At 36.9% G+C, this 20884-nt stretch carries 20 protein-coding genes and 2 pseudogenes; 5 read left to right on the forward strand and 17 right to left on the reverse strand.

The annotated features are described in order from the left end of the window. Window positions 1-140: 140 nt before the first annotated feature. The 11 genes from NKR74_RS23940 to NKR74_RS12595 form a co-directional block, all read right to left on the reverse strand. The gene (locus NKR74_RS23940; RefSeq protein ID WP_301287691.1) at window positions 141-320 is read right to left on the reverse strand and encodes an aspartyl-phosphate phosphatase Spo0E family protein; all 180 of its coding nucleotides are present in this window, start codon (window positions 318-320) and stop codon (window positions 141-143) included. A gap of 130 nt (window positions 321-450) precedes the next feature. After that, entirely contained in the window at window positions 451-1566 is a 1116-nt protein-coding gene (locus NKR74_RS12550) for a cupin domain-containing protein (RefSeq protein WP_253629764.1), read from the reverse strand. Between the two features lie 20 nt (window positions 1567-1586). Next, window positions 1587-2084, reverse strand: coding sequence for a DinB family protein (locus NKR74_RS12555; RefSeq protein ID WP_253629765.1), 498 nt, complete (start codon window positions 2082-2084; stop codon window positions 1587-1589). Then, window positions 2084-3043, reverse strand: a complete 960-nt coding sequence (locus NKR74_RS12560; protein WP_253629766.1) for a fumarylacetoacetate hydrolase family protein — start codon at window positions 3041-3043, stop codon at window positions 2084-2086. The genes NKR74_RS12555 and NKR74_RS12560 overlap by 1 nt, the downstream gene beginning before the upstream one ends. A 180-nt stretch (window positions 3044-3223) precedes the next feature. Further along, window positions 3224-3775: a hypothetical protein gene (locus tag NKR74_RS12565; protein ID WP_253629767.1), complete on the reverse strand. Its 552-nt coding sequence runs from the start codon at window positions 3773-3775 to the stop codon at window positions 3224-3226. A gap of 74 nt (window positions 3776-3849) precedes the next feature. Next, window positions 3850-5079 carry an FAD-dependent oxidoreductase gene (locus NKR74_RS12570; RefSeq protein WP_253631144.1) on the reverse strand — a complete coding sequence of 410 codons (1230 nt, stop codon included), beginning with the start codon at window positions 5077-5079 and terminating at the stop codon, window positions 3850-3852. Between the two features lie 159 nt (window positions 5080-5238). Then, window positions 5239-5661 carry an acyl-CoA thioesterase gene (locus tag NKR74_RS12575; protein ID WP_301287692.1) on the reverse strand — a complete coding sequence of 141 codons (423 nt, stop codon included), beginning with the start codon at window positions 5659-5661 and terminating at the stop codon, window positions 5239-5241. Window positions 5662-5824: 163 nt separating this feature from the next. Continuing rightward, on the reverse strand, window positions 5825-7000 hold the full coding sequence (locus NKR74_RS12580; protein ID WP_253629768.1) for an acetyl-CoA C-acetyltransferase: 1176 nt from the start codon (window positions 6998-7000) through the stop codon (window positions 5825-5827). 48 nt (window positions 7001-7048) lie between these two features. Then, window positions 7049-8380, reverse strand: coding sequence for a phenylacetate--CoA ligase family protein (locus NKR74_RS12585; RefSeq protein ID WP_253629769.1), 1332 nt, complete (start codon window positions 8378-8380; stop codon window positions 7049-7051). A 343-nt stretch (window positions 8381-8723) separates the two neighbouring features. After that, window positions 8724-9479, reverse strand: coding sequence for an IclR family transcriptional regulator (locus tag NKR74_RS12590; RefSeq protein ID WP_253629770.1), 756 nt, complete (start codon window positions 9477-9479; stop codon window positions 8724-8726). A gap of 32 nt (window positions 9480-9511) precedes the next feature. Then, window positions 9512-10288 carry an IclR family transcriptional regulator gene (locus NKR74_RS12595; RefSeq protein WP_253629771.1) on the reverse strand — a complete coding sequence of 259 codons (777 nt, stop codon included), beginning with the start codon at window positions 10286-10288 and terminating at the stop codon, window positions 9512-9514. A gap of 808 nt (window positions 10289-11096) precedes the next feature. Between NKR74_RS12595 and NKR74_RS12600 the strand changes: the two genes are divergently transcribed. The 4 genes and pseudogenes from NKR74_RS12600 to NKR74_RS12610 all read left to right on the forward strand — a co-directional run bounded on the left by NKR74_RS12600 (window position 11097) and on the right by NKR74_RS12610 (window position 15983). After that, a complete protein-coding gene (locus NKR74_RS12600) occupies window positions 11097-12413 on the forward strand; it encodes an MFS transporter (RefSeq protein WP_253629772.1) in 1317 nt (438 codons plus the stop codon). Between the two features lie 216 nt (window positions 12414-12629). Next, the gene (locus NKR74_RS12605; RefSeq protein WP_253629773.1) at window positions 12630-14048 is read left to right on the forward strand and encodes an MATE family efflux transporter; all 1419 of its coding nucleotides are present in this window, start codon (window positions 12630-12632) and stop codon (window positions 14046-14048) included. A 61-nt stretch (window positions 14049-14109) separates the two neighbouring features. Beyond that, window positions 14110-14231, forward strand: a pseudogene (locus NKR74_RS24145) (cupin domain-containing protein); the annotation flags it as partial. Window positions 14232-14330: 99 nt separating this feature from the next. Further along, window positions 14331-15983, forward strand: coding sequence for an amidohydrolase (locus NKR74_RS12610; protein WP_309247636.1), 1653 nt, complete (start codon window positions 14331-14333; stop codon window positions 15981-15983). A 171-nt stretch (window positions 15984-16154) separates the two neighbouring features. Here the strand turns inward: NKR74_RS12610 and NKR74_RS12615 are convergent. Beyond that, window positions 16155-16709: pseudogene (locus tag NKR74_RS12615) on the reverse strand (IS6 family transposase); the annotation flags it as partial. Window positions 16710-16887: 178 nt separating this feature from the next. Between NKR74_RS12615 and NKR74_RS12620 the strand changes: the two are divergent. Further along, a complete protein-coding gene (locus tag NKR74_RS12620) occupies window positions 16888-17253 on the forward strand; it encodes a CPCC family cysteine-rich protein (RefSeq protein WP_253629774.1) in 366 nt (121 codons plus the stop codon). Between the two features lie 95 nt (window positions 17254-17348). Here NKR74_RS12620 and NKR74_RS12625 read toward each other — a convergent pair whose 3' ends face one another. The 5 genes from NKR74_RS12625 to NKR74_RS12645 all read right to left on the reverse strand — a co-directional run bounded on the left by NKR74_RS12625 (window position 17349) and on the right by NKR74_RS12645 (window position 20184). Further along, window positions 17349-17723 (reverse strand): hypothetical protein, encoded by a 375-nt coding sequence (locus tag NKR74_RS12625; RefSeq protein ID WP_253629775.1) that lies wholly within the window; start codon window positions 17721-17723, stop codon window positions 17349-17351. A 192-nt stretch (window positions 17724-17915) separates the two neighbouring features. Then, a complete protein-coding gene (locus tag NKR74_RS12630) occupies window positions 17916-18497 on the reverse strand; it encodes a hypothetical protein (protein ID WP_253629776.1) in 582 nt (193 codons plus the stop codon). A gap of 147 nt (window positions 18498-18644) precedes the next feature. Beyond that, the gene (locus NKR74_RS12635) at window positions 18645-19010 is read right to left on the reverse strand and encodes a hypothetical protein (RefSeq protein WP_253629777.1); all 366 of its coding nucleotides are present in this window, start codon (window positions 19008-19010) and stop codon (window positions 18645-18647) included. Between the two features lie 220 nt (window positions 19011-19230). Continuing rightward, window positions 19231-19563 (reverse strand): hypothetical protein, encoded by a 333-nt coding sequence (locus NKR74_RS12640; protein ID WP_253629778.1) that lies wholly within the window; start codon window positions 19561-19563, stop codon window positions 19231-19233. Between the two features lie 240 nt (window positions 19564-19803). Beyond that, window positions 19804-20184 (reverse strand): hypothetical protein, encoded by a 381-nt coding sequence (locus NKR74_RS12645; protein WP_253629779.1) that lies wholly within the window; start codon window positions 20182-20184, stop codon window positions 19804-19806. Window positions 20185-20884 lie beyond the last annotated feature (700 nt).

Genomic DNA, 20884 nt, shown 5'->3' on the forward strand with positions numbered 1-20884 from the left:
CTCTATGACCTATTTTTACACGTATCTCGGCTGAACCCCTTTTAGAGTAATAGTATCAGTATGTCCAAGATTTAGAGATTAATTGCAATTGTCTTGAAGTTTTTGCACCAGAACCAATTGCACCTCTATTTAGTCCTGAATTAGTTAGTTCTATTCAACAGTTGATCTAGTTTCTGGCTTATCTCTAGTGTTTTAGGATCTGTAAAGCCTTTTTCAAGGGCAGTAAACACCATTAGTCCCCTGAGTTTTTCTATCTCTACTACCAATTGTTTATATTGAAGACAACATGTCTTGGTATGTTTTTTTAATAACAAGATCATCACCTAGCTAAAATTAGATTCATATATAAGTTATTTTGAATTACACCATAATTGGTACTTGAACATTCCATGCAGGTTTGATGTCCCTTTCAAATAGTTTTCACACTAAACCCTTGAAACATATCAGAGTTTATACTAAAACAATAGGTTTAAACTCACCCGTTACTTCCTGATACCCATTATTGCTTTCATATGTTTTCTCTTGCTCAAGATCAAATTTTTCCATAATCGGTAAATCGTTTACAGAGAAGAAGAACGTATCTTCTAACGCTACGTGTTCATGGACTGCCCAGTTCGGAATAATAAAATAATCACCTTGTGACCAGTCAAATCGAATGCCGTTAATTATGCTGTAACCGAAACCTCTAAATACTTGGTAAATCGTCGAATGCGTGTGGCGGTGAGCTTTTGAACGAAATCCTTTTGGAAGCTTCTGAATCCATGCCCCAATATTTGGATTCGCCGTTTGACCGTTTGATGGATTAATAAACTCTACGGCATATCCATCATATGGATCTGGCTCAAAGCGCGATAATCCCTCAATAGCTTTCAATGTTTGGTTCCATTTATAAGCACCAAGTGGTGCCGCCTTAGGATGACGGTCAGAAATTGGGCGAACCATACCGCCTTCATAGCGCTGTGCAGAATAGTTATCTGGTACTTTCGGTTTTTCGATTCTTTCAGGATAAGGCTGGAAGAAGGTACCACCCATCATATAGATTGTCGGGATATCGAGAACATCCATCCAAATCATCGGCTCAGTACCTTCATGGCCATGGCCATGCCAGAGGTTTTTCGGAGTAATAACGAAATCTCCTTCTTCCATGAAAATACGTTCGCCTTCAACAATAGAGTAAGCGCCTTCACCATGTGTAATAAACCGAAGGGCATTTTGTGTATGACGATGAGAAGGGGCTACTTCATTAGGCTGAAGCAGTTGGACTGCTGCGTAAAGCGTTTGAGAAGTAGATGCCCATCCCCACGGCTGACGATAGTCTAAACCAGGGTTTTGAAGATAAATTGCTCTTCGTTCACCACCGCGCTCAGGAGTGAAAATTTGTGCCGCTTCTCCTAATTTTTTCTCAAGTAAATCCCATTTCCAGAGGTATGCCTGTGCATGTGGCTCAGGCTGATGATGCATCAATTCTGGAATTGCCTCCCAAAGTGGCCCGAGATTGTATTGTCGAATATCTCTTGTAAAGTCCTGAACTATTTTACTTTTAAAAAAATCCATTTTTTCAGCCATTCTCTATTCCTCCTGTTCCATTACTTATTGACCTTAGATAAATTGCGCTCGATTTGTCCTAAATGCTTACTCGTATGTTCAACAAGTAAATGATCCACGATAAATAAAATAGGCTTTGTACCAAAACGAGGATTTCGGCTAGGTGCCTCCATCGTTAATTTCTCCTCATCTAATTTGTTAAGCGTTTGTTCTACTTGTGGTTTTAACGCTTCTAATTCTTTTAAAACATCAGATAAAGAAGTGCTGTCAACCTTACTTTTTTTTACAGCAGCTAAACGATCCTCATTCTGCAAGCCCCGCCCCCACTCTTTACCTGGAGTCTCTAAAAGCTGTTCAATTTCATCAAGCCAATAAGGAACCGCTTCGACGAGATGACAAAGAATTTGCATAACAGACCATTCTTCTTCAGTAGGATTCCAACGAAGTACATCGTCGGAAAGCCCTTCTGTTTTTTGAATCACTTGATCAAGCAATTGTTGAACGGATTTAACAGAATCTTTAACCTTTAAAGTAGCCATCATTTTTTTACCTCAGCTACTTCTTTGACACTCGTTACACGGTTTTCAAGGGCACCAATTTTATCAATCTCAATTTTGACAACGTCCCCATCTTTCAAGAAGACTTGTGGATCACGTGCAACTCCTACTCCTCCTGGAGTACCTGTTAAAATGACATCTCCGGGCTCAAGCGTCATTAAGTTTGATAAAAATTCAACTAAGTACTGAACAGAGAATACTAAATTTGCAGTATTAGAACGCTGACGTTCCTCACCATTAACCGTTAAAACAACTTCTAAACTAGCAGGATCTTGAAGTTCATCAGATGTTACTAACCATGGCCCCATTGGTGCGCTTCCTTCAACAGTTTTACCTTGCAGCCATTGAAGAGTGCGTCTTTGAAGATCGCGGTACGTTACATCATTAGCAATAGTGTATCCTGCTACGTACTCAAGGGCCTCTTCTTGTGATACGTTTCTTGCACGTTTTCCAATTACGAAAGTAAATTCTGCCTCATAGTCAAGCTGTTCTGAAATTGGATAAAATGGAATGTCATCTTGTGGGCCAATGACCGTATTAGCAAATTTAGCGAATACAAGCGGGTATGGTGGAAGCTCGCGTTTCATTTCTAAAATATGTTCGCGATAATTGTGACCAACACAGATTATTTTTCCAGGTACCGGAACTGGCGCTTCAACTTTTACTTCATTTAAATCATATACAAGTCTATATCCATTGTCGGTTTTATTTTCTACTGCATAGTCAATTGCATTTTGGGCAAGCTCCATACTTTCTCTTCCACCTTGTAAAAATCCAGTCATGTCTGCCGGAACAAATGCATCGGCAATTTGTTGGGCGCGAATTTTCCCTTCTGATGCAAGTAAAGACTTATAGGCAACATGCAGATCGATAATTTCTTCATTAACGATTGCTCCAACACGTTGTGTCATACCTTCGCGGCTAAATGTAATTAACTTCATTTCCATATCCTCCATTCATATCATTCTTCATTATTAAGAATTTCTTTTAATTGCTGGGAGATATCCTCTAATCTCGTGAAAGATAATAAGATACTGTAAGGCTTCTATATAACCAGCAACATATATAGCAGGCTCTTCCAAACAACGACTCCTTTATTCTATAAAGCTTCTTCATGCGTCTTAAACAAGATAAAATGTATTCCCTTCTGGCCCAAGTGGCAGGTAACCTGCTTCAAGCAGTTCTACTATAGGTAAAAAAAGATTCGATTCTTCAGCCAGTACAGCTGTGCAAATCAGTATACTGACATACATCGCATGCCCCACAAGAAACTGAACCGTTTTTTCTTCACCAAATGTATGGAAAGCTCTTGCAAAAGCATTATGAAATACTGCTTCTGGTACAACATCCACTACCTTTTCAAGCAATGACTCATTACCGGTTTCATTTATTTTAACTTTCAACTGATCTGGTACTTTTTCTAAAATTCCCCAAAGGCTACTTCTCTCAAAGGTAAGACGTTGTATGGCATCGGACACTTGATCTTTGGACAACCATTTTATTTCATATTCATTGACACCCAGTGTTCGCATAAATTGATTTACCTTCTCCACTGCACCTTCTTGCTGTTGACTTGCCTGTTTATACCAATCAATAGCTAGTAAACGTTCTATCCAATCATTCACTATACGAGCACCCGTCCCATGTTTTTCCTCACTCAGCATAACTACCATTAAGTTCCTCTCCTTTTACCTTTGTCCTGATGATCAGATCCGCTTTTTTGCGAGAATTAGCTTCTCTCTTTGCATTAATATTTCGTTGTCAGTTCAGGCGGACCAAATTTCGGGCCATACGGACCTTCATCAAGCCAGCGACCAAGTCTTGGGACAATGGATGTGAGTGAAGCAGCGACTGCTCGTTTCATATCAATTTCTTTTGCCTCTCCCTGCAAATGGTGGAGCGCGGTTGTAGATCCATCACGGTTCCACTGGGCAGCAATTCTACGCTCTGTTGCTGAAGCTCCGATCGCTTCACGACGCATTTCCTCCGTATCTGCCCTAAGGGCTTTTTCAATGCCGCGTACCGCGATAATCGCATCCGGCACACCCGAATTCAGTCCGCGGGCACCAAATGGTGCAAATAAATGAGCCGCTTCTCCAGTCAAAAGAACCCGGTGCTTTTCATCTGTAAACGAATTAGTGACTACTTGATGGAAACGATAAGAAGATACCCAGGTTATGCGCTCTGCATATTTCGGATCCATTACTTTAGACAGCCACTTTTTCACACCTTCAATATTTGTAAATTCTTCAACGTCGTCGTCTTCAAGTAATTGAAGATCAACACGCCATCCACCTTTAAAAGGAACGAGCATCACGTTACGGCGACCCATTGCTGGGTGATGATAATGGAAAATTCGTTCAAGAGGAAGGGGATTTTCTTCGTCCTCCTTGACATCCACAACGAGGAATGTATCATTTGTGCGTGGCCCTTCCAGCTTAAGGCCCGCCTGTTCACGAACCACTGAACGGGCGCCATCTGCTCCAATAATATACTTTGCTTCCCAAACATCACCTGATTCAGTAATTAATGTTACCCCATTGTCCTGAATGTTTAATTTAGCGACAGGTGCTCCCCATACAAACTTCACTCCGGCTTCAATGCATGCGTTATATATATGTTTTTCAATATGGTCTTGATGAAGCGCAGTAAAATGCGGCAATTTATTTGGATCCTGATTGTTGGTGACCCCATAATTTTTCACGTATACTTCTTTTCCTTTATAGAGCGTTCGCTTTACTGGCCAGATAATTCCGTTTTTGGCTAATTCGAAACCTAGTCCTTTTGATGTTTCTTCCAGCAGTTTTAATGTCGCACTGTGTAGATAGATCGCACGGCTGCCTGGACGCGGACGGTCTTTCGGTTCAGCTTCGATAATCATGCATGAGATTCCCTTTTTTTGTAGCGCCAACACAGCTGTCAATCCAACCGGTCCGGCTCCAACCACAATCACATCACATTTATTTACACTTTTCATGAAATTACGCCCCATTTCTAAGTTTTATGAAATATATAAAGATAAAAGGTTATAGCTATGAATAATGAATTTGCTATAATTTATTATTGTTTTAGGAGTATCATCTAAATTAAATGGTAGAAAAGTGATTCATTTTCTTCTTATTTGTCAACAATCGCTTCAATTCTTCACGATTTCTACATTTTCAGGCATCATTTTTTCTCGGATATGGTTCGGAATTGGATGAGCCTTCGGCTTTTCTTTAAACGATGTCCAAGCCCGAATTTCATATCCTTTCGCTACCAGCTTTTCATCTTTGAGAAACATGTGGCTTATTTTGAATACTTTTTGATGCATTTCCACGACTGAACTACGAATGGTCACATGATCTTCAAAAAATAGCGGACTCTTAAACTGACAATTTGCTTCAAGAAGCGGAACACTGATTTGCTGCTCAACATACAAAGTAGATGATGGAGACCCTATAGCAGCTAAAAATTCATGCGTGGCATCGTCCATCCATTTATAAAAGTTCGGATAAAATACAATTCCCGCAGCATCGGTATCTCCCCACCTTACTCTAAACTTGTAATCTACGATCATTTTCACCAACTCCTTTATACTTTTATTGTTAAGCACCTCTGTATATTTTTAATATTCAAAAAGTTAACAACAAAAAAATCCCAACATTCTATTTCTGCAAGATTTCACAAAATTATTGACGTGAATACACACTTGTGTTTCTGTCAAATAATTTATCGCCCTATTACAATCGTTCCCAAATTGATGCTATCCCTTGTCCCCCGCCAATACAGACAGCAGAAGCTCCATACCTTTTGTTACGCCTTTTTAATTCATAAGCAAGGGAAAGAGTAATTCTTGTGCCACTAGCTGCAAGTGGATGTCCTAGCGCAATCGCACCGCCATTCACATTTCCTTTCTCTGGGTCAAAGCCTAGCTCTTTCTGGCATGCTAAATACTGTGCAGAGAAGGCTTCATTGATTTCAATTAAGTCTAAATCTTCCATTCTCAATCCCGCTTTTTGTAAAGCATTTTGAATCGCAGGTACTGGTCCAATACCCATGTATTTTGGATCAACACCAACCACATCCCAGGAAACCAGTCTCGCAATAGGCTTCAGGCCTTTTTCTTCAGCATATTCACTTGAAGTGACAATAACAGCCGCAGCGCCATCAACCATTCCACTCGCGTTTCCAGGTGTCACAACGCCATTTTCGATAAAGCGGGCTTTTAGTTTACCAAGCTTTTCCATACTCGTTTTCCGGACATGTTCATCTTCTTCAATCACTATGCTTCCTTTTCTGTCCTGAACCATTATCGGAACGATTTCTTCCTTCAAATATCCTTTTTCCATCGCTGCCAGCGCCCGCTCATGACTTAATAATGCATGACTGTCGATCTCTTCACGGGTAATTCTATATTTTTCTGCTAAATTTTCCGCAGTAACAGCCATACTACATCCACCATACGTATCATATAATCCATCCCACACCCAATCTTCTATAGTAGGCCCACCCAACGGGCTCCCCCATCTCATTCCAGGAATCACGTGCGGGACTTGACTCATACTTTCCGTTCCTCCGGCCAACACCACTTTTGCTTCGCCGTTCATAATATAGCGTGCGGCTGTTAAAATGGCTTCTACACCAGTTCCGCATAAGCGATTGATTGTTAATGCGGGTACATGGATGGGAAGTCCTGCCTTTAAACCCACATGACGAGCGAGATAATGTGCATCTTTACTGGACTGCTGGACATTTCCAAATACGACTTGATCTATTTCCTCTGGGGCAATTTTCGCTTTACGAATCGCTTCTCGGGCTGCTTCTGCTCCTAAATCTGTTGCGGAAATCCCTCTAAATGTGCCTGAAATTTCTGTAAATGCAGTGCGTGCTCCATCTATCAGTACGATATTGCTCACTCTATCCATCTCCTCTTCATTTAAACGTTTTCATTTCAAACTATTTTTTTACTTTTTATATAAATCTTCGGTTAATTTTGCTTTCATTTCAAAACGCGGTAGCGATTCTTCTAGAACGAGTTGAACATCAGCTGTGAAAAATAGTTTAGCTCGTAACACAGATTCGATTTCTTTCTTCAATGTGCCTTTTTCATTTTCATTTAAGCCTTTTGAATACTCCACCTTAATTGGAAGTGGCGACTCTGCTAAAGGTGGCTTCGCTTTCAGTAGAATCCGAATTTCACCTGTTGTTTTCGGCCTAAAACTATTTACTACATCCTTGATCGCTGATGGGAAAACATTCACTCCGCGAACGATTAACATATCGTCGGTTCTTCCAACACAGCGCAGACGGAAACTGCATCGTCCACACTTACATGGCGTTGTATCGACTTGAACTAAATCTCTTGTTCTGAACCGGACAAGTGGGACACATTCACGGTCAATAGCTGTATAAACAAGTTCACCCTCCATATGATCGCTATGTGGAACAACTTCTCCTGTTTCAGGATCAATAATTTCGCAAATGACATAATCCGATCCGATGAAGTGCATACCTTTCTGCTCTTGGCATTCACTGAACATCACGGGAGCCATATCGGCATTTCCCATCGCTTCCACGACTTTGCAACCCCAATCCTGTTCAATTTTTTTACGAACCTCAGGTAATCCCCCACCTGGCTCTCCACCGACAGACATGAGTTTAATGCTTAACTCGGAAGGCTCCATGTTGTAATTTTTTCTGACAAATTCAGCTAAATGAGATGCATAAGATGGCGTACAGAACAAAGCGTCAGCCTCGAAGTCGATGATACTTCTGATGACTCGATCCGAGGCACCTGTACCAATCGGTATAAAAGTGGCGCCTAACCTTTCTATTCCATCCTTGAAAGAACTTCCAACAAAGAAGGAAAGGCCCATTGCGAAAACAACTTTGCTTTCTTTTCTAATCCCATGAGTATATGCAGCTCTTGCTAGCATTTCTGTCCAAACACCATAATCATGTCTAGTGATTCCAACATAAGTCGGTCGGCCAGTCGTACCAGACGATGAATGTACACGAATAACTTCTTTCATATCGACAATCGCATGCGAACCTAGTGGTGGCAATACATTTTGGCTTTCCCTGATCTCATGTTTATAGGTAAACGGCAGTTTTGCTAAATCAGTTAACTCTTTAATGTCGCTTCTTTCAATACCTAATTCTTTAAACTTGTTCTGATAGAATTTCGAATTCCCAAAAATATAATCCAGTTGTTTTTGAAGTTTTTGAGATTGAATATCCTCTACACGAATATAAGGCTCCATAAACACTTCTTTTTTCTTTTCAGAAATCATCATTATCGTTCTCCCTTAAATGTAATTGCTTTCATAATTATTATTTTGAATGTTATCACAACATTTTGTCATTTATAAATCAGACATTCTTCTATGTGGCAATTTGCAATTTTTATTTTCGAAATATTCAATCATAAATGTTTTCTAGCGTTTTCCGATTATAGCGAAAATGTATCTTTTTTCCTTCAAAAAGGATATTTTCTTGTATGAAACAGTCTTCACGACCTAATCTTTCTTCGTCACTTTATATTACAACAAATTAACGCGGTGAATATTTAAAGATGCAGGACACAGAAAAAGCTTTCTAACTGTTAGAACAGTCAGAAAGCTTTTTCTGTGTCCTGCATTAATTATTACTGTTTAAAGATTTTCCCAATTCTATCGTGGCTTCTATCACCTTTTTTACATATGTATTAACAGAAGATGGCCGAATGCGTTGCTCAGGACCAATTAATTCAATGGCAGCTATAATGTCTCCGCTCTTATTTTTTACTGGTGCAGCAATTGATGTTAATCCAGAGGAAAAGTTGTTATAACTAATTGCGTACCCCATTTCTTGAACGCGTAATAACTCCGTTAAATCATACTGAGGCTTATCTGTTTTATTAAGTGTTGCTTCCATAGAAATAATTGACTCTATTTCTTCTTCCGATTTAGTGGAAATTAACACTTTTCCTGCGCTTGTACTTAAGATAGGCTGAGATTTTCCTACGTATGTCAATCCGTCATAAATAGGGCGATCAGAATCTACTGTATTTACATAAAAAGTTTGATTATTATATAAAATGCAGAGTGAGGATGCCTCATTCACCTTTTTAGCCAGTGAATACAAAATTGACGTAGATGCATTATGTAGGGCCAAATCTTTTATTAAAACTGATTCTAATGCGCGTATAGAAATACCAAGACGATATTTGCTATTTATATTATCTTTAGCAATGAATCCTTCTTTTTTAAGTGTGGACAGCAATCGATGGGCTGTACTGTCAGCAATCGAAAGCCGATCTGCAATCTCTTTCACACTAAAGTCTGGTTCTTCAACACTAAACATATCCAGTATACGTAATGCATTTTCAAGTGATGAAAAGCTTCTTCGTTTCATTACCTTACCTTCTTTCGTATTCCATAATCATATTAATATATATATCCGAGACTTTTCGAAATGTCTTTTCCTGCTTTCACCACACCTTCTACAATTTGTGGAATGTCTATCCGGTTACTAGGGCCAGTAATACTGATCGAAGCGACGACAGATTCATTATAATCGTAGATAGGAGCTGCAATACTGGTTATGCCTTCGCTAAATTCATCTATACAGACTGCATATCCTTGCTTTTTGATTTGACTAAGATGACTCTTTAATTCCCTTGCATTTCTAACCGTTTTTGAACTAAACTGATGAAATTGTTGCAATTCAATCGTTTTAATGACTTCTTCCTGTTCTGTTTGTTCTTTAAAAGCGAGTATAACTTTTCCACATCCAGTGCAGTATACTGGATTATTCTTTCCAATGTGGGAAGATAATCGGACTGGATGTAAGCCTTCTATTTTGTCCAAATAAATCGTTTCTGTTCCTTCTAAAACTCCAATATGGACAGCTTCGCCAAAATCGTTGACTAATTTTTTTAAAATTGGCCGAGCTTCCCGGTGAATTTCCATTGTTGTTTTGACAATACCGGATAATTTTAAAATCGACAGACTAAGTCTATATTTTTTAGTTCTTAAACCTCTCTCCAAATACCCATAGTTTTCTAATACCTTCAAAAGACGCTTAGTAGTACTAATACTCATAGATTTTTTTTGAGCAATCTCCGACAATGTCCATTCCCGTTTTTCTGCGGTGAACAAACGTAAGATTTGCATAGCGTTTTGCACAGTCTGGATTGTATAATCTCTATTAATATCATTCACTCCTTTAAATTCTTTCTATTTTGTAATACATATTACTTTCTTTATATCATATTTTAACAATTATTAATTATTAAAATATTACCCCCCTTTCTCAAAGGCCCTCTTTCAATAGAATAATAAAAAGAATATTTCAAATGTCTTTTTATTTTATCCGTTTAATCGTACGCTAGATCATTACTTAGATAGATAAGCCCCTTATTTTCAATAAAAATTCCCACTTGAAAGGAATTATTTTAACAGTCTCCAACAGATTGTTTTAAACGCATTATATTTTTGGAATTTTTAAAAAATTAATAGCAATTGTCACATAGCAGAATTTTATTATTTATATACGACAAAATCCCGTGTTACTATCAGTCCAATCATTAAAAAGGAGGAATTATTTTGAACTTACAAAGGGAAAATTGAAGCTGAAGCTCCAAAGAACGGAATGAAAAGTGTATAAAGCAGATCGATTATGTTTTTGAGAAATCCAATTTTCATAAATAGTAGTTTTCTAAACAAAGAATTCGTATACTAAATGTTAAATATTTGGCAGTTATATAAATGTTAGCGTTTACACCAAAGATTTTATACGCGAAAGCCAAAATATGTCCTCCTACTAATAAATTTATCTTTTACAGCAGAAATCTGATTAGTACTTCATGGGACCTTATCTGGATTTACGATGAAGGCTGAACTGACTGAAAATGCTCTCTGGTTTGTGATTGAAGAAAATTTGTCAAATCTGTAAGTATATTCACCAAAGCAATTTACTAAGTACTGTAGAGCCTAATGATGATTCGTTATTTTAGGAGGAATGTTTAATATGAATTCATTGAATCAATCAATTGCAAGTACAACAATCAAAAAAACAATGATACGCATTTTACCATTTACTTTTATATGTTATGTCATTGCTTATTTGGATCGTGTGAATTTAGGTTTTGCAGCTCTAGAAATGAATGCAGATTTAGGGTTATCTGCAGAAGCTTTTGGATTATTATCAGGTATTTTCTTTCTTGGGTATTTCCTATTTGAAATACCGAGCAATATGATTATGCACAAAGTTGGCGCGAAAGTTTGGATTGCTAGAATTATGATTTCATGGGGCATCATAGTAGCTTTAACAGCATTTGTACAATCGGCCACACATTTGTACATCGCTCGTTTTTCACTCGGAATTGCTGAGGCAGGCTTTTTCCCAGGAGTTATTTTATATTTTACATATTGGTTTCGAAATAAAGAAAGAGGGCGCGCTTCCGCATCTCTCGTTATGGCTTTGCCGATTGGTACGATTATAGGGGCCCCATTATCTACCTGGATTATGGATAACATTGCATGGTATGGGATAGCTGGTTGGAGATGGATGTTTATTCTCGAAGGAATCCCAGCCATTATTTTAGGAATTGTCACGCTGTTTTACTTAAATAATCGTCCGAAAGATGCTAAATGGTTAAAAGAGGAAGAAAAAAATTGGCTAGAAAATGAACTGGATAAAGAAAGACGTCAAAGCCTTGCAGTAAATAAAGCATCGAAATTAGAAATGTTTAAAGACTCAAAGGTATGGAAGTTGGCTTTTATTTATTTTGCTAATTACACAGCAATGTACGGTCTTGGTTTTTGGCTTCCGAGTATCATTAAATCATTTGCCACTAGTTCAAATAATATGGAAATTGGCTGGTTAACGATTATACCTGCACTAATCGGGATCCCTTCCATGTTACTCTTTGGATGGAGTTCTGATAAAAGAAATGAGCATAAGAAACATTTGATTGCAAGCTTCCTCATTGCAGCTTTAGGTTTTATTATGTGTGGGTTTGCTGATAGCGCATTGACGATGATTATGTTGATTGCTTTCGCAGCGATTGGATTGTATGGATTTGTAGGTGCCTTTTTCTCATTTATGACCCTGTTTTTCACGGAATCAACCGCACCAGCCGGCATTGCAACGGTTAATGCATTTGCGAGTTTAGGTGGATTTTTTGGCCCAATGATCTTCGGACAATTAGCGATTTCAAACGGGATGTTCGTAATTGGTACATTAGCGATTTTTGCTTGTGCGGTCATCCTATCACTGAGACAAAAAGAATTAAGTGTTGTAAGTGGAAAAGAGGATATAGATAAAAGTACCTTTAATCAGTGATATTGAGGGAACTGTAATCTTGATAATAGCGACATAAGCAATCAGATTTAAGATCCCAAACATATTTATTAAAAAATGTTTAATAATTCATTGTGTTCAGTATAAACAGCGTGTAACTACGATAACCTTTACAGTTAAATGGGTTAAACGCTTGATTTCTAATAGAAAAATTCCTATAAATCAAGCTGTATAAATTATTTTTAGGAGGGTATGCGCATGGAATTAGCAGGAAACCGTCCCTCATCGCAGAAAGAAAAAGCAGACATTATGAATAAGCCAGTATATGATTCAACACTGGGAACCAAAAGTATTCCTTTACTATATTTACGGTTTGCTTTGGCAGGAATTATGGCGAATGCAATTTCAGGAATGTTTGCGGTTATCGATGGCTATTTCGTCAGCGGATTTCAGGTTGTAGAAATCGAAGGGATTGGAATCGGATATACGGTTATGGTCATTACTCGTATGCTTGGCGTTCTTTTTGGTGTTGGAGCCGGTGCGGTCATTTCACTTCGACTTGGAAAAGGCAAAATTAATGAAGCTAGAAGCATAATGGGTCAAACTTTATGGTTTACACTCTTTGTCTCTATTCTGCTAGCTTTCATTGGATTGGTCTTTGAAAATCAAATTATGACCTTGTTTGGAGCAAGTGATGCATCGCTTCCATATGCAGTGCAATACAGCCATCCTCTCTGGATTTCATTGCCATTAACGATATTAGCCGTTGTATTAAGTATTTTAACCAATATTGATGAAAAACCTATCTTATCAATGAGCAGTTGGTTAGTTGCAGCAGTTGTTGCATCAATTTTAGAATGGGTTTTAGTAGTGAAGTTTCATATGGGAATGATGGGTTCTTCTTGGGCGAACATCGTTGTGCAATCAATCCCTGTTTTGCTAATTTTTTATTTCTTGCTAGGCAAAACAAATCTTAAGCCAAAGTGGAAAGACATGAAAATAAAACGAAAGACTGTCGGTGAAGTGACTTGGACAGGTTTTGCATCTTTCTCCAGTGTGTTCATGATATTTTTTCTCATTATTTTCTTCAACAACTTACTGCAAAGCTACGGTGGTGGGTTGCACGTTGCCGCTTTCACGATTCAAAACGGCTATATCACAAATCTGCTTGCGCTTATAGCGCTCGGGGGGGTGATAGGACTTCAACCGATTATTAGTTATAATTGCGGTGCGGGCAACTTTGACCGCGTTAAACAAGCGATTACAATAGCAATCATCTTCACGGTTACTTTATTCGTGATATTGACTGCAATCCTAATCTATTTTGCAGATCCGATTATGTCATTTTTCTCCGGCGGTAATCCTGAATTGCAGAAACTTGGCATCTGGGCAACAACTGTATTTAATTTCCTGTTCACGTTAAATGCCGTTAGCTTGCTTATCGCCGGCTATTTCGAAGCCCAAGAGAGAAACTGGACGGCAACATTTATAAATCTAAGTAAAACGCTGCTGTTCTTGTTCCCGTTTCTATTTATTTTCCCGAAATTCTGGGGAGTAGAAGGTATATGGTATGCAGGTCCTGCTGCAGAAATTCCAGGCGTTCTCATTGCCATATACTTTATGAAAAAAGAGTTCCAACGTTTAAAAGATACAAATGTTAAGGCAGTACGTTTATAGAACCTATTTTTTGCGAAAAAAATTACAGCTGAAGAAGCACAAAGATTAAGTGTGGCCTAGAGAAAAGTATCATATTACAAGGGACTGGATCGTTTCTTTGGCTAAAGATCTTGTTTATGAATGGGATTGCCTAGAATTTTTGAAAAAAATTATAAAATGAACCATGAGATCAATTTGAAATAACGTAAAATTAGGAGCGGTATCTACTCTTGCATCATATGCGATTGTTACTTATTTTACGGAAATAAAATTCAGAATATTGATAAATTTAGGAGGTCACTAATGAATATGAATCAAAAAGCTGACATTGTTATCTCAAGTAATGCTGTTTTTACAGGTCTTACGGATAAGCCCATTCCTGCTTATATCGCCATTATTAATAATAAGATTGTAGCCATTGGTTCTGAAATTGAAATAAATCCGTTTATTGGACCGAACACGAAAGTACATCATTATTCCGATCAACTGATTATGGCTGGCTTTCATGATTTTCACTTGCATATGTTATTTGGAAGTCTTGCAGAGGACAGTGTTTTTCTAGCCGATGCATGCTCAGAAGAAGAAGCGATAAAAATGGTAACTGATTTTGCTGATTCAAGACCAGATGATCCATGGATCATTGGTTTTTGTTGGGATTCAAACAATTGGGACAACAAGGGGCTTCCCAATCGTGCTGCACTCGATCGCGTACTCCCCGATCGTCCTGTTATACTCTTTCATATGGAAGGACACTATGTCTGGGTAAACAGCAAAGCGCTTGAGATTGCGGGTATTAATCGAAATACAGATAATCCGCCCCACGGAATTATTGCAAAAGATGAAAACGGAGAACCAACGGGTATTTTGTATGAGACAGCGATTGCACTAGTGTCGAATCATGCATTTAATTTTTCAAGGGAACGCCGTATGAGAATGATGAAAAGATTTCTCGGACAGGCGGCTGCGCTGGGTGTGACGTCGGTTAACGATTTGTATGGATCGCCTGCTATGGAAAAGTTACAGGATTATGAATTGTTTAGTGATCTGGATAAAAACGGAGAATTAACTGTGAGGATTCACCTTTCCCCTCCCTTAAACGGTGATATAGAGCGTGCGAAACAATTGCGTGATACTTATGCATCAGACAAGCTTCGAGTCTCGGGATTGAAACAGTTTGTTGATGGAGTACTAACTGGTTATACCGCGTATTTAGTTGAACCATATTCAGATAAACCAGAAACCTGTGGGGAAACAGCTGTTTCTCCACATACGATGAAAAAATGGATAGTAGAGGCTGATCAAGAAGGCTTTCAAATCCGTATTCATGCGATTGGTGACGGTGGAATTCGCCTAACTTTGGATGCTTTTGAGGAAGCTCAGAAAAAGAATGGCAAGCGAGATGCTAGGCATTGTGTGGAACATGTGGAGGTCATTCATCCGGATGAAATCGCTCGTTTTCAAAAGCTTGGCGTGATCGCATCAATGCAACCAGAACATTTGGGTCTTAGTAAGGAGCAACGGATAACGTATGTTTCACGTATTGGAAAAGAACGTGAGCCCCTTGTTTTTGCAATGAAAACGCTAAAAGATTCAGGTGCAATGTTGGCTTTTGGTACTGATTATCCAATTGTGCAATTAAATCCGATGCTAGGCATTTACCGTGCGCTAACAAGAATTGGATATGATGGATCACCGGCAGAAGGATGGAATCCGCAGGAGCGTCTGTCACTATCCGAAGTCTTGAGAAATTATACGTTATCCCCTGCCTATGGATCATTCAGAGAAAAGGAATTAGGCACACTTGAAGTGGGAAAACTAGCAGACATTGTTGTATTAGACAAAAATCTCTTCGAAATACCAGTTAAGGAAATACAAGACGTTCGAGTAGTATTAACGATGGTCGATGGAGCTATCGCTTTTCAAGATGATCTAGCATGCAAGAAGGTCCCTTTATAAAGAAAAAAACAAAAAGGAATGAATGTTCCTTTTTGTTTTTTAATTAGACCATTTCTCGTATACACACATCGTTTGGTTGAAAAGACGCTAAACAAGTAGAACCATAAGTTTTATGGTTCTGTTGCAAAGTTTCAAAAAGCATAAACAGGTGTTGCTAAATGGGGGAAGTATTTAGACAGTGATTAATAATTTGTGTAATTCATTATACGTTGAAAAACCGAAGTCTAAGTCAAGACTTCGGTTTCTTTTATATAGAGCATGAATGGTTTCGATTCCTTTTATCGTACGTGAAGCATGACGAAGGTTTTGAAATCCTGCGGATTTGGCAAAACGCCTTTTGACATGCCTATGATCCTGTTCGACGAGATTGTTCAAATGTTTGATTGTGCAATGAGTTGTATTTGAATAAAAACCTTGTTTTCTTAATTTCTTAAATGCGCAAAGTAATGCCGGCGCTTTGTCTGTTGTTAGAGCCGTTGGTTCGCCAAATGTTTTCACTAATCTTTTCATAAAGGCATAAGCAGCCTGATAATCTCGTTTTTTACGAAGTTGAATATCCAATGTATGCCCGTCTTTATCTATTGCACGATATAAATAACACCATTTTCCTTTGACTTTTATATAGGTCTCATCCAATTTCCAAGATAGTTGTACTCTTTTATTTTTCTTCTTCCAAATTTGATAGAGAAGGTTTCCGTATTCATGAACCCAGCGCATGATAGTTGTTTGGGGTTATTTTAAACTTCGATATAAACGGATGGAAATGATGTGGGACTTCTTTTTATAACGAGTGATAAAAAACGCTTACTCAACTAAAGCAGAATAGTTCAATAAGAATGTTTAACCCGAAATGAAAGATTTTGATATTATTAAAATTGATTAAAACGATTAGGGTGGGATTCAAGTGCAACGTGAAAAATGTCCGTGTTGTGGTTATCCAACATTAGAAGAACGTGGGATTTTTGAGATATGTAAACTTTGTAATTGGGAAGATGATGGACAAGATGACTCATATGTAGATGAAGTTTTGGGTGGGCCAAACGAGGATTACTCTCTAACAGAAGCAAGAAAAAATTTTAAAGAAAATCTTATTATGTATAGAGATAAAAGAAATATACTTAGTCAAACCGATAAAGAAATTGAAACAAAAAAGGCTTTAATAAGTGCCTTCGTTGAATTAGACAAATGTGAAACAGATTCGTTAGCATATAAGACACTTTGGAACAAAATAAAGTCTTACGAGAAGATTTTATTGGAAGCCTCTTGTTGAACTAACAAGTGCGTTATGGAAATTACAAAGCCTGTATCAACGATACTAGGAAGTCATTGAAACAGGCTTTCAATTCAATAATTATGATTACATTATTAAGCACGGTAGAGAATGTCTATATCCCCATCCACAAAGCCTATTCCTATTACAGATGCATTTTTAAGGATGTTAGCGTTCTCTCCTTCATTAAGATAACGTTCTACTAACATCGTAATGTAGCTTAGACCCTGTTCCCAATCCTCAATTTCTTCTGTTCTTTTTATGTAGCAAATAGCTTCACCAGAAGAAAAATAGTCCGTGCAAGCCCAATCAGAGTCATCTTCATCAAATTCATCTGAACCAATTAACTGAATGTCGTAGGTCCCTTCCTCCCCTTCGTATAAGTTAAAATTGAATGCTTTTATTCCTTTTGGTATTTCTTGCTCGAAGAGCTGATTTAACCAATTAGAAAACAACTTATAGTTATCCATTTTTTTACCTCGTTATTAAATAATTGTTGCATTAATCTGATGTTATAATGCGGATAAATTTAAGTCAATTTGACTATTTAGGGTACCGTCAGCATTTTGGAAAAAACCCACGCTAAGCAAAAAATAAAATAAGCCATCCATTTGGACAGCTCATTTACATAATTATCGTTATCAGAAGTTGTTTTTAGATGATCAGCTTTTATATTTTATAATAGTTCTGTTTATATCTTTAAACTCTAAAGCAGTCTTAATAAAATCTAATGATTCTGGGCCATCGTCTAATTTATTAGGAAGGATTATGTACCATAAACTCCATCCTTTATACTTTGATTCGTTTGGTAAGTATTTATCTAAATTTATTATATGTCCCGAAGTAGATTCATAAGATACCTTGCTAATAGATGGATTTTTAAGATAACCAAAAATAACTTTTCCATTTGAAACTACAAGCGTAGGTGATATACCAGAATCTTGTACTTCTAACTCACTTACATTTCCTCCTCCGGCTGTCCCACTAACAGTCCATTTTCTGTTTTTCATTTCTAAATCCGCTATTGAAATATAATTATCAGGTGTAACAAAAAAAGCTATTTTTCCATCTATCTTTATAATACGTCCTAAAGCATGATATTTATCTATTTCTGTATTACTTGTTGGTTTTAATTCTTGTTTTAATGCTTCTTGCTGTGTGTCGTATCCTTTTGAAATTGAACAGCCACTAATGATAAGAGTTAGGAAACCTAATATAAGATGTTTTCTAAGTTTTTTATACAAAGGTTTTCTCCCCTCTTATATTTTGTGAAAATATGGATTCATTACATTCTATCGCGAAAGAATTAGAATAAGTCGTACATTTTTTGATGTATATCCTATACATGCTCGGTTAACATAACGTAACATTAGCGGAAGTCAATGTACCTATTAATATTGGGAATTAATGATTGTATAATACCGTGTGAAATATCTGTAAGGAACGCTCTCCGTCATATTTCCTTTTTGAAAAGCTAAAGAATTTCTGTATATATCTCTCTCTAAAAATTCCCATCCATCTTGCTCTCTCATTTCAATATAGGGCTCTAGTTCCCCTCGTTTTACTAAATAGGTATAGCGAGTATCGTTAGTTTGTACTTCCATTATATTTTTATCTGTAAAGATCATCTTTGACATAGCAATTGCGAATGGTATCGGATTTCCTTCTTGAAAAATGACATCCTTTTTTTGTACAAAGAATACACATGCTATACTTAATATTACTAATAAACTTATGAAAAATATCTTTAATTTCATTAAGGTACTCTCCTTCCTTTTAATTCCATTTTATCATGAGTGATCTATTTCGATAGAACTTTTTTTGATGTATATCTTATTCATGTAAGGTTAACATAACGTCCCATTATTGAAATTTAATATGTTTAAAATTAAAAGCTTATAAAAATCCCATTTAGTTCATTTTACTAAATGGGATTTTTATATAAGATATTTATTATTTTAAGGAATTAGTTCATTTTTATTTTTCTTTTACAAAATAGAACCCTGTCCCGTCTTTTTGTGGTATAAATCCTTCCTTAATTGACATATTTTCTACCATTTCCTGTTCTTCTTTTGTTATAACTGTAGATTGATCTTTATTTTCCACATTTAACATGTTTTCTCTAGCTTCTTGTTCTTCTCTTGTTATAACTTTTAAAGTATCTTCTCCATTAATTTTTGTTTGTTTTAAAAATACTTCCTCATTTTGTGCAGATACTTCTATGTTTTGCAAATCTTTATCCTTCATAAAATCAATTGATAATATGAGAGCTCCTGTAAAACAAAGAATTAAAACTAATTTCCCCTTCATAAAAACCTCCTGATTTTCTAATAATGACTATCTATTACATATAATACCATTAATTAATTGTATTATCTTCTTCAATCATTTTATTCTATTAGTCGAACAATCAATAATGTATAAAATATTCATGTAAAGTTAACATAACGTATCATTATCGGGATTCAATGTATTTAGAAGACTATTAAAAGTCCCCCAGATTGTTTAACTGGGGGACTTTTGTTTTCACATAATTATCGTTGGCGAAAGTTACTTTTTAGATTGTAGTTTAAAAGTTTCTGTTTTATCGTTCCAACTTACAGTGATTGTTATTACATCATTTTTATCAGTCGTAGCACAACCTTTACATGACTTTTTAATTTTAATAAATTTTTGAGTTAGTGGAACATTTCCGTTTCCTCCACCATTACCGGTTTCATAGTTATACTTAACATTATCTTTGACTTTTGAAGGATCTCCCTTATAAATCAGGGTAAGTTCACTTGCTTCATTATTTTCATCATATGTATAGCCTTGGTACGTACCCTTCCAATTTGCACTCTCACCTTTAAGGGTAAACCTCTTATCATTAGAACAAGCTCCTAATATAAGGATTACTACTAAAACAAACAGAAATTTTATTTGTCTCATCGAATCCTCCTACACATCTTATTCTCGTTCCCTTATATTTCCATTTTACTGTATTAAATTTATGATAAGTACTAAAAGATTAATGAATATTGTATACGTGTAAAGTTAACATAACGTAATATTATCAGCAGTAACCAAATCCCCGAAAGCTATTTATACCAAGACTTTTCCAGATTTCCGTTCCCTCTGCTGTATGCAAGGTTTCATACATTCCTGCCACAACAGCATTTGACAGTTCAAACCGTTCTTGTAGCTTGCATGAAATCCTGCATATCCTTAGCGTATAAAATCCGCGTTTTACCGTCATTACCCCTTCTCCAACATACGAACTATACAAATTACAAAAATCCCTATCAAACTTTGAAAGTGCATCTCAATATCTATACACTAAAAACCGAAGACCTTAAACTTGTCTTGAATTGTCCCTCTCTAAAAACCGAAATTAAATTTTACATACATATTTGATCTTCCTAACAAAAGACAAGATGCCAGAAATTCCATGGGATAAGTCCCCTCTTTGTCCATTCCTTCGGTTTTAGGCTCGTCTAGGGATAAATTTATCTTAGGTTGATAGTGATGTATGGTGACCCCATATACATAAATACATTTTGTCGAAATTATTAAAAAGGGGAATTTTTCTATTTGAAGAACTAATAATTGTTTGCCAATATGTATTAGAAATCTCAATCTAAACTAAAGG

Origin of the sequence: Bacillus sp. 3103sda1, from assembly GCF_024159135.1 — a bacterium.
Classification (GTDB): domain Bacteria; phylum Bacillota; class Bacilli; order Bacillales; family Bacillaceae_G; genus Bacillus_A; species Bacillus_A rhizoplanae.

Bases quoted from the DNA above. Each gene is read 5' to 3' on its own strand.
- NKR74_RS12555 (WP_253629765.1), bottom strand. From the start codon at position 2,084: ATGGCTACTTTAAAGGTTAAAGATTCTGTTAAATCCGTTCAACAATTG.
- NKR74_RS12605 (WP_253629773.1), top strand. From the start codon at position 12,630: ATGGAATTAGCAGGAAACCGTCCCTCATCGCAGAAAGAAAAAGCAGAC.
- NKR74_RS12645 (WP_253629779.1), bottom strand. From the start codon at position 20,184: ATGAGACAAATAAAATTTCTGTTTGTTTTAGTAGTAATCCTTATATTA.
- NKR74_RS12600 (WP_253629772.1), top strand. From the start codon at position 11,097: ATGAATTCATTGAATCAATCAATTGCAAGTACAACAATCAAAAAAACA.
- NKR74_RS12585 (WP_253629769.1), bottom strand. From the start codon at position 8,380: ATGATGATTTCTGAAAAGAAAAAAGAAGTGTTTATGGAGCCTTATATT.
- NKR74_RS12565 (WP_253629767.1), bottom strand. From the start codon at position 3,775: ATGGTAGTTATGCTGAGTGAGGAAAAACATGGGACGGGTGCTCGTATA.
- NKR74_RS12560 (WP_253629766.1), bottom strand. From the start codon at position 3,043: ATGAAGTTAATTACATTTAGCCGCGAAGGTATGACACAACGTGTTGGA.
- NKR74_RS12575 (WP_301287692.1), bottom strand. From the start codon at position 5,661: ATGATCGTAGATTACAAGTTTAGAGTAAGGTGGGGAGATACCGATGCT.
- NKR74_RS12610 (WP_309247636.1), top strand. From the start codon at position 14,331: ATGAATATGAATCAAAAAGCTGACATTGTTATCTCAAGTAATGCTGTT.
- NKR74_RS12635 (WP_253629777.1), bottom strand. From the start codon at position 19,010: ATGAAATTAAAGATATTTTTCATAAGTTTATTAGTAATATTAAGTATA.
- NKR74_RS12570 (WP_253631144.1), bottom strand. From the start codon at position 5,079: ATGAAAAGTGTAAATAAATGTGATGTGATTGTGGTTGGAGCCGGACCG.
- NKR74_RS23940 (WP_301287691.1), bottom strand. From the start codon at position 320: ATGATCTTGTTATTAAAAAAACATACCAAGACATGTTGTCTTCAATAT.
- NKR74_RS12590 (WP_253629770.1), bottom strand. From the start codon at position 9,479: ATGAAACGAAGAAGCTTTTCATCACTTGAAAATGCATTACGTATACTG.
- NKR74_RS12640 (WP_253629778.1), bottom strand. From the start codon at position 19,563: ATGAAGGGGAAATTAGTTTTAATTCTTTGTTTTACAGGAGCTCTCATA.
- NKR74_RS12550 (WP_253629764.1), bottom strand. From the start codon at position 1,566: ATGGCTGAAAAAATGGATTTTTTTAAAAGTAAAATAGTTCAGGACTTT.
- NKR74_RS12625 (WP_253629775.1), bottom strand. From the start codon at position 17,723: ATGGATAACTATAAGTTGTTTTCTAATTGGTTAAATCAGCTCTTCGAG.